We start from the raw sequence: 9,950 nt of genomic DNA on the forward strand, positions 1-9,950 counted from the left end.
CAGACACCGACACCGGGATGGTCGGCGTCCGCACTGCCCTGCCGCAGCCAGTTGTTCGACCCGTCGTGGGCCGACTGGACCCAGGTCCAGGAGTTGCCGGACTGCGCCCATGGCAGGAAGGCGGGGTCGATGTAGTAGGGCGCTGTGCCGTGGGCCAAGAGGTCCTGGTCAGGCGTCAGGTCGATACCGGAAGTGCCCGCCGTGACCGGCATGGCGGCCACATTGGAGCCCGCCCCGGGGCCGGCATCGGAACCCGTGGCCGGAGCCTTGCCCGGGTCCGTCGGGGCGGGAGCGTCAGCGGCGGCCGCGGTGAGCGCCGGGGCGGTCTTCACCGCGGGCGTCGGCGTGGTCGCGGCGGGTGCGGTGGTGCTGTCCCACATCTGCGGGGTGCGGGCGATCCAGCGAGGCTTGCCGTCGGTGCCGGCGGCGGTGATGTTGCCGTGCTCGTCGCTCTTGACCGTGACGCCGTCGGTGGTGGTGCCGAAATGCAGGTTCTTCAGGACCGGGTTGGCTGCGGCGGCCTGGGTCTTGACGACCAGGACAGTGGTCAGACCGCCAAGCTTGGTGGCGGTGACCTTCAGGTCGATGTCGGGCCCAACGGACGGATAGATCACGCTGTCGCCACTGACTGCGGGCGCGGTCAGCGCGAACGGGGCGGACAAGGCCAGCTTCTTGCCATCCGCACTGGTCATGGTCGCGAGCGGCCCGCTTCCGCCCTTGGACAGAACCAGCTGCCCAGCCGCGGACTTGGGAGAGAACGTGCCGTCCTGATTCGCCGCAAGGGTGGCGTCCAGCCCCTGCCAGGCGCCGGCACGGCGCACGCGCTGCTGCTCCTGGTGGCTGGTGAGAGCGAGGCGGCCCTCGGGGGTCGCCACGGTCTCACTGAACTCGGTCGTGAGCGAGTCGATCGGGACGTTCTTCTGCGTGGCCTTGGCCTCGGCGATGGCCTTCTCGGCCGCGTTGGCCGGAGGGCGTTCCTGCAGGTGCTTCGCGGTGGCGGCGTCGATGGTGGCCTGGGACGGTACTGCCGGCGCCTCGGCGGCGTGGGCAACCAGGCCTGAAAGGCCGGTTGTGAGCGTCAGAACGGCTGTCGCGGTCAATGCCCTCAGCGGTGCACCGTTGTGGCGGCGTATTCTGTTCAAAACGGGAATCTTCCCCCCAATAAACCTGGAATACCTGCATGGCACAGGTCAGGGGCACCGTATGGGGAGGGTCGGACATCGGCCAGTGCAATTCGACGACGAAGGTCCGGCTTGCCGTGAAATGTTCGGTTCGTAGGCCATCGTGAGAAGCCTCACCTGTCACTGGGTCTTGACTGTCCGTTATCGGCATCCGCTAGCATCCGGCGGTTCGGATACAGGGCTTGGCTCCCGTATTCGGGGGGCCCAATCTGCTTTGGGGGATGTAAAACGTGTCATTTGAACACCCATCAGGTTTTGGGAATACAAGGTGCAGGAGGGTGAGACTACGAGCCCGGTTGGCGGCCGTCACGACGGCCGCTGTCCTCGGGTCGATGCTGGCGCCCCTGCCGATCGCAGCGGCGGCAGACCGGCCGGACTACTCGCGCAAGTGGTCGCCGCCGAACACCGCCTTGCCGAAGACGCCTTCGGTCGCGGGTAGCAACGCCGCACCGGTGCCGGCCCCGAAGCCGGAACACCCGGTGCCACAGACCTGGACTCCGCCGAAGAACTCGCAGGTGATGCAGGGCGGGCACGCTGCGGTGAACCTCGGGTCCGCGCCCCAGGCCCGCACCTTGGGCGAAGGCGAGAAGCCGCAGGCCGGCACCGAAGCCAAGGCTGCCGGTCTCCCGGTCACCATCGCGCCACTGGCCGGCTCGTCGGCAGCCGGCCAGACGATCCAGGTCCAAGTCGCCGACACCAAGACATCGGCATCCGCCGGAGTCCCCGGTATTGCGGTGACCCTTACCCGCCCTGGCGCGGGCGATGACGCCCCTGTGCGCCTGGGTGTCGACGCGTCGAGTCTGGACGCCGCGTTCGGGGCGAACTGGGCTGCCCGGGCCCATTTGGTGGTCCTGCCGGGCTGCGCGACCACGACGCCACAGGCTCCGGACTGCCAGAAGCAGACGCCGCTCGAATCGCGCTACGACCCGTCGACGAAGAAGCTCGTAGCCGACGTCCCTCTGACCGGAACGGGCACCACCAAGGACGCCACCGCCCCGGCCACCACGACCGCGATCGACACCGCCGCTGGGACGGCCCGGGCGGTGTACGCGGACTCCACCACTACATCGACCACGGTCGGTGTGGTGTCGGGGGCGTCGAGTGGGGCCGGAACCTACTCGGCGACCCCGCTCGGGGCCTCCCAGTCCTGGACCGCCGGCGGCTCGTCGGGCGCGTTCACCTACGGGTACCCGGTGCAGGTGCCGCCGACGCTGGCCGGTTCGGCCCCGAAGGTGGCGCTGTCCTACGACTCCGCCTCCGTGGACGGGCGGACCTCGTCGACGAACTCGCAGACCTCCTGGATCGGCGACGGCTGGGACTACGGTGCCGGCTTCGTCGAGCGGTCGTTCAAGCCCTGTTCGCTGGCCGGGATCACCGGCTCGGGCGACCAGTGCTGGGGCGGCGCGAACCTCACGCTGTCGCTGGCCGGCCATTCCGGGCAACTGGTTCCGGACGACTCCTCCTGCCAGTCCGGCGCGCCGGCGGCGATGGAGCAGGCGGCCTGCACCTGGCGGCTGAAGGACGACGACGGCACCAAGATCCAGTTCCTGACCGGCGCGACCAACGGCACCTGGAACGGCTCCTACCTCAAGGTCACCGACACCAGCGGCACCGTCTACTACTTCGGCCTGAACCACGTGCCGGACGCGAACGGCAACCCGACCGCTCTCGGTGCGGACAGCGGCTCGGCGTGGACCCTCCCGGTCTACTCGCCCAACAGCGGGGACCCGTGCTACGACCCGGCCAAGGGCAAGGGCTCGTGGTGCCAGAGCGCGTGGCGCTGGAACCTCGACTTCGTCGTGGACCCGCACGGCAACCTCACCACCTACACGTACGCCCCCGAGACGAACTACTACGCCCGTGGTGGTGCCCAGAACAACGGCAGCGGCACCAGCACCGCCTACACCCGCGCGGGCACGCTCTCCTCGATCGGCTACGGCCAGCTCCTCTCGGACCAGCTGAACAACAACGGCGCCTACAATCCCGCCGCGAAGATCGTCTTCAACGCCTCCGAGCGGTGCGTGAGCTCCACTGCGGCCTGCGACCCGTCCCAGCGCACCGCGGCCAACGCCGCGAACTGGCCAGACGTCCCGCTGGACCAGCAGTGCGACGGAACCGGCGCGTGCACGGTCTACGGGCCGACCTTCTGGACCACCAAGTGGCTTGCGTCCATCGCCACCCAGATCCGGGTCAACGGCACCTACCAGACGGTGGACTCCTACACGCTCAACCACACGTTCATCAACGTGCAGAACGCCACCGAGAACACCCAGGTCCCCTGGCTCGCCTCGGTGCAGCGCACCGGACAGGACTCCCAGGCGAACGGCGGCTCCATCACGCTGCCGCCGGTGTCCTTCACCTCCCAGCTGCTGCCCAACCGTGTGGACGGCACCAACCTGGTGCCCGCGCCACCGGCCTACAACCGGCCGCGCATCCAGCTGATCACCACCGAGACCGGCAGCACCATCGGCGTCAACTACGCCCCCGCCGACTGCTCCCGCGTGAACAACGTCATGCCGGCCTCCGCCGACAGCGACACCCGCTCCTGCTACAACGTCAAGTGGAACCCGCCCGGTTCGATCATCGGCGCGGCGCCCGTGGACGACTGGTTCCTGAAGTACCCCGTCGCCAGCGTCACCACGAACCCGGCAACCCCCGGCTCGATCCCGATGGTGACCAACTACACCTACGGCAAGGCCGCCTGGCACCGCAACGACTCGCCGACGACCCAGGACAAGAACCGCACCTGGGACCAGTTCCGCGGCTACGCGAGCGTCACCGCCGTCTCCGGAAGCGGCAATGACGGCCCTCAGTCACAGAGCTCGACGACGTACTACCAGGGCATGGACGGCGACGTCCTCGCCAACCGCACTGGACGCAGCGTCCAGATCGCCGGCCCGATGAGCGGCCAGGTCACCGGCACCCCCACGGTCACCGACTCCGACTGGCTCTCCGGCCAGGTCCTGGAGTCCGACACCTACACCCAGACGGGCGGCAGCATCGCCGGCTACACCGTCAGCACCGCCAGCGGCACGGTCACCACCGCCACACACAGCCAGGGCGCCAACCTGCCCGCCCTCACCGCCCGCTACGCCACCACCAGCGCAACCACCACATCACGGTCGCTGAAGGCGGACGGCACGTGGCGGACGTCGGCGAAGACCACCGCAACCGACAAGGCCAACGGCAACCGCCTCCTCACCTCGATTGACACTGCCGACGGCCTGCCGGACATCTGCACCCGCACCAACTACGCGGCGGGCTCGAACCCGCAGGTCCTGGCGCTGCCGTCCGAGGTGATCGCGGTCTCCGGCGCGAACGCCTGCACCGTCACGCCGACCGCTGCCAACACCGTTTCCTGGGTTCGGTCGGTGTACGACGGCCAGCCCGTTGGCCAGCTCGGCAGCGCGCACGACGTGACGAGCAGCCTGACACTCGACCACTACGACGCCAGCGGAGCCCCGCAGTTCACCGCGGTGAACAATGCGTACGACGGTTACGGGCGGCTCGTCGGAACGAGCGACCCGAACGCAACAGACAGCGCCCACCCGGGCGGCGCCACCACGACAACGACCTATACCGCGTCGACCGCCGGCGAGCTCCCGAACAGCCTCACCGTCACCGCCCCGGCCCCGGCCGGAGCCGCAGACGCCGCATCCGGGCGGGTCGCTACGACCACGATGGACCCGGCACGCTCTCTTCCGATCAAGATCACCGACCCCAACGGCCGTAGCACCAGCCGGTCCTACGACGCGCTCGGCCGGATCACCAGCGTATGGCTGCCGGGACAGGACACCACGGCCAGCGCCAACGCCACGTTCGCCTACTCAACCCCGGGCGTCGTCAACGGCGCAGCCGTGCCGCCGACCGTGACCAGCTCCAAGCTACTGGCCGACGGGAAGTACGCCGTCAGTATCCAGATCATGGACGGCGCAGGCCGGGTCGTGCAGACCCAGTCCACCCCGGCCCTGTCCGCCTACAAGGACGGACGGCTGATCACCGACACGGTCTACGACTCCCAGGGCCGGGTCACCCGGGCCAACAGCCCCTGGTACAACGACAAGGCCACGCCCAGCCCCACGCCGTACGTGACCACGACGAAGGAGGTCCCGGCTCAGACCTACAACGCCTACGACGGTCTCGGCCGCCCCGTCACACAGCAGTTCGTCGCTTACGGTGTCGCCCAGACCACCAATACGACCGCCTACCCCGGCATTGACCGGACCGACATCACGCCGCCTGCCGGCGCTACGCCCACGTCCACCGTCACCGACGCCCGTGGTCACACCGCGCAGCTGTGGCAGTACAAGACCGCCACCGCGACCGGCAACCCGGCCGACGCGGACATCACCTCCTACAACTACACGGCCGACGACCATCTCGCCACGCACAAGGACGCGTCGGGCAACATCTGGACCCGCGGCTACGACCTGCGCGGACGCGAGGTCACCGCCACCGACCCGGATACCGGTACCAGCACCAAGACTTACGACGCCGACGGTCGGCTCGGCTCGACCACGGATGCGCGTGGGCAGACCATCGCCTACGCCTACGACCTGCTAGGACGCACCACAGGCTCGTACGCCGGCTCGGTCGCACCGGCCAACCAGCTTACCGGCTTCACTTACGACACGGTCCTCCCGGGCCAGCCCGCTACGTCGACCCGCTATGTCGGCGGCGCCTCCGGCAGCGCCTACACCACGGCGGTGCTCGCCTACGACACCGCCTACCACCCGACCAACATCACCACCACCATCCCCGGCACCGAAATCGGGCAGGGAACCACCCCGTTCACCTACACCTACCAGGCGATGTACGACCCGGTCACCGGCGCGCTGACCGACGACGACCGTTCGGCCGTCGGCGACATCGCAGAAGAGGCGATCCACTACTCGTACGACAACAACGGCCCGCTCATCACCTACGGTGCCTACGGCGGAGCCACCTACGACCTGTCCTCGGACTGGGACGCCTTCGGACGCAACATCCGCTCCACCGTGAACCCGTGGGGCTCCCAGATCGTCGTCACCAACACCTACGACACCTCCACCGGCCGATCGCTGCAGCAGTTCGTCGACAAGCAGACCGCCGCCACCGGCGCCGTCCAGCAGCTCACCTACGCCTACAACGCGGCCGGGCAGATCACAGCCGTACGGAACATCCCGGACAACATCCCGTCGTCCACCGATCTCCAGTGCTTTGGCTACGACTACCTCGGCCGGCTCACCAACGCCTGGAGCGACACCGGAACGCTCACCCAGGCTCCGCAGCCCACGGTGGGCGGCGTCGGCTCCTGCGCCAACTCCACGCCCACCAGCGGCGCCCAGGTTCCGTTGAAGACCACCGTCGGGGGACCTGCCGCGTACTGGCAGAGCTACGGCTACGACCTCACCGGTAACCGCACCCAGCTCGTCCAGCACGACCCCTTCGGTGACACCACCAAGGACATCACGACCAACCAGGCCTTCCCGGCCACCGGCACTGTCAACACCCCGACCAGCGCGCCCAACTCCGGTGGCGGAACCGGCGGCCCGCACGCCCTGACCGGCTCCACCACCACGGCAGCGGCCGGCACCACCGGCAGCACCACCCAGTACGACGCGGCCGGCAACACCACCGCCGTCACCGACACCTCCGGCACCGCCACCCTGACGTGGAACGGCGAGGACAAGCTCGCCTCCTACGCCAAGACCGGCACCGCTGGACCGACCACCTACCTCTACGACCCCACCGGCAACCAGCTCATCCGCCGCGACCCCGGCAAGACCACGATCAACCTCAGCGGCGACGAACTGGTCTACGACTCCAACGCCAACGCTGTCACCGGCATCCGCTACTACCAGATCCCCGGCGGCATCACCCTGGTTCGGCAGGGAGGCAACTCCACTTACCAGATCGCCGACCCCCATGGGACCGGCACCCTGGCCCTGGACGGCGCCACCCTCACCGAAACCCGCCGCCCCTCCGACCCGTTCGGCAACCCCCGCGGCACCCAGCCCACCACCTGGGTCGGCGACCACGGCTTCATCGGCGGCACCAAGGACGACGCCACCGGCCTCACCAACCTCGGCGCCCGCGAATACCAACCCACCACCGGCCGCTTCCTCAACCCCGACCCCCTCATCGGCCCGGATAACCCACAGCAGTGGAACGCCTACGCCTACAGCAACAACGACCCCGTCAACTCCAGCGACCCAAGCGGCCTCTACACCTGCCGCAACGGCCACGAAGGCTGCAACGAACACGGCAACGCCTGCGGTAGTGACTGCTCAGCCGAAGCCACCATGGTCGGCGACTGCGTCACCAGCGAGTGCGGCCACAGCACGATCAACCAGAACCCCGACCACACCATCGTGGAACAGAAGACCGCCCGCGTCGAAAAGATGGTCAAGGACTACTACCAGAGCTACACGAAGAAGACCTGTTACGACACGTCGCGGCTCGGGAAACGCTGCACAAGCCAGCAGCAACGGGATCAGGAAAAAGCCCATACCAAGGCCATGGACAAGATGCTGTCCGACATGACGGTCGTGATCCCTTGGTACAGGTGCGCCAAGGGCGGCGGAGCGAACGGCTCGAACCCGGAAGCTTGCGACACCCTCGGTGCGGCAATCTCCACGTTTGACCTCGGCCCGGCAGCGCGGGACTTCGGAGCGGTCGCGGCCTCAGGCGAAAAGTCGAGCATGAAGGATCTGATTGCAGCCATCGCACGAGTCTGCGAGACCGACAGCTTCCCTGCAGGAACAGGCGTGCTCCTCGCCGACGGCAGCACGAAGCCGATCGGAGAGGTCCAAGTCGGTGACACCGTACAAGCCACCGACCCGTCAACAGACGAGACCCATGCTCAGAAGGTCACTGATGTCATCAAGACCCTCACCGACATCGACTTCACCGACCTGACGGTTCACACGGCGAACGGTGACGAGACACTCACCTCGACCCAGCACCACCCCTACTGGGACGCAACCGCGAACAAGTGGGTCGACGCGGCAGACCTGCAAATCGGAGACGCACTTCGCCAGCCGGATGGCACCGAGGTGGCGATTACGGTGCACCGCAACTACGCGAAGCCCATCGTCACCTACAACCTGACAGTCGGCGAATTCCACACGTACTATGTGCTGGCTGGCGCCACGTCTGTACTCGTGCACAACTCGGATGATAAGTGTGGGCCAGTCTTTCGAAGCGACACTTCGCACATTTTTCGATCTGGCCACCCCGGCCATCTGGTAGATGATACGCCTGAGAATCGCGCGATAATCCAAAGTGCTATCAATCCGAATAATCTCCGAACTACCGTTCCATTGAAGGGTGGGGGCACGCTCGATAGGTACTTCCTGACACTACCGAACGGCACGCAGGCATGGGCCGAAGTCATGAATGGAACTACTATTACGAATGGCGGCGTCAATCTGACGCCCCGATAGGGGATGATGGACTGCATGAATGACAGAATTGGCGACGAGCAGCTCCCGGATAGTCTGACTCTGGAGCAGGCCTACTTTGCGGCCTTCCGCATGGTGGAGCAGTATATTGACCTGGAAAAGAACCCTGATGTGGGGCTTGTCCTGCTCTTGCAGTACATGGAATCCGACCCCGCCAGGTGGGTTGACTGGTTGGCGGCGGTCAAGAAAGGCCTTCGCGACGACGGGGTCATCGACCCGCGTGGGTAAGCCCTAAAGGGGAGCCTTGGTGGTCCTGTCCGGATTTATCCCGGGTAGGGCCACCAGTGTTTTCCGATGGCCCATCCCTCCACACGTGCTATGTACTCGCCGGCTCGACACCAGTCCTGGTTCATAACAGCGGACCTGGCTGCGGGTCGATTTGGATGGATTCGAACAGAGTGCCTCACCATTTCAAGTATGCTGATGATTTTGGGATCACGGCCCAGGAGAGTAAGGCGAGTAAGCAAGCGTTCGTGGATGCGGCTAGAGATTTCGTGAAGAATCCTGGAAATGTTCAGATTCGTGGGACGTTTCGAGGAGATCCCGCCTTGCACTACGTGGACCTCAATAGCGGGCTCCACGTGTCGGTCAATCCCGAGACGGGCGAGTACTTGGGCGGCTGGAAATCGGCCCCAAAGGCAGATCAATTCTTGTACCTAACGACACAGGGGAAGCTGTGACTGCCAGGTTGGAGCCGTTCGCGGTGTTGGCGAGCGCGGTCGCGGAGGGAAGATTGTCTCCGCAGGAGTTTGTTCAGGTGTGCCTCCCGCTGTACAAGCACTACGCCGAGCCGTTTCCTTCGGAAGCCCATTACCAAATGGCGACCGAACTTTTCTGCCTGGCTGCTGACTACTATGAGGGCGAGGGGGATCCTGGCCTTGGTGAGCTGAGTGATCTCAATTGAAATCAGCCGACATGGAGCTCTCTCGGCGGATGAATTTGCTGCTAGAGCACCAAGGCTCTTGAGGTTCTTGGGTTAATCTCGGTGGATTCCGCCGTGCATTTCAGAGGCCCCGTCGGAGCGAAATCCGGCGGGGCCTCTGGCCGCCTTGACGGCAGTAGTTGACGGCAACGTCAGCGGACGGGTGCTGCACAAAGCGGCGGCTCGTCGCCGTCGTTGGGTCGGGTGGCGGGCTGGGCAGGGTCGCGGAGGGCTTGCTCAGGGTGTCGATGGCTTGGCGCTGAAGGCGGAGTCGGACATGTAATGGTGACGTTGGGTATTGGAACCATCCGTTGCGACATGAGGTCGCTTGTGTTGAGTGAAGACGTCGAAGGAGGTTCGACTGAGGTCGAAGACGTAGTCCGGGCCGTATCCGTGGCCTGT

At 66.4% G+C, this 9,950-nt stretch carries 4 protein-coding genes and 1 pseudogene; 4 read left to right on the forward strand and 1 reads right to left on the reverse strand.

Annotated features, from left to right (window positions below; translation table 11 throughout):
* Window positions 1-1,100, reverse strand: a pseudogene (locus ACZ51D_RS43205) (hypothetical protein); the annotation flags it as partial.
* A 413-nt stretch (window positions 1,101-1,513) separates the two neighbouring features.
* Here ACZ51D_RS43205 and ACZ51D_RS43210 point away from each other — a divergent pair.
* The 4 genes from ACZ51D_RS43210 to ACZ51D_RS43225 all read left to right on the forward strand — a co-directional run bounded on the left by ACZ51D_RS43210 (window position 1,514) and on the right by ACZ51D_RS43225 (window position 9,530).
* Window positions 1,514-8,608: a polymorphic toxin-type HINT domain-containing protein gene (locus ACZ51D_RS43210; RefSeq protein ID WP_465665787.1), complete on the forward strand. Its 7,095-nt coding sequence runs from the start codon at window positions 1,514-1,516 to the stop codon at window positions 8,606-8,608.
* A 15-nt stretch (window positions 8,609-8,623) separates the two neighbouring features.
* Window positions 8,624-8,854 (forward strand): hypothetical protein, encoded by a 231-nt coding sequence (locus tag ACZ51D_RS43215; protein WP_465665789.1) that lies wholly within the window; start codon window positions 8,624-8,626, stop codon window positions 8,852-8,854.
* Window positions 8,855-9,009: 155 nt separating this feature from the next.
* Entirely contained in the window at window positions 9,010-9,306 is a 297-nt protein-coding gene (locus ACZ51D_RS43220; RefSeq protein ID WP_465665790.1) for a colicin D domain-containing protein, read from the forward strand.
* Window positions 9,303-9,530 (forward strand): hypothetical protein, encoded by a 228-nt coding sequence (locus ACZ51D_RS43225; protein ID WP_465665792.1) that lies wholly within the window; start codon window positions 9,303-9,305, stop codon window positions 9,528-9,530. Before ACZ51D_RS43220 ends, ACZ51D_RS43225 begins: the two co-directional genes overlap by 4 nt.
* The last annotated feature ends 420 nt before the right edge of the window (window positions 9,531-9,950 follow it).

This window comes from Kitasatospora sp. NPDC033851 (assembly GCF_055576085.1).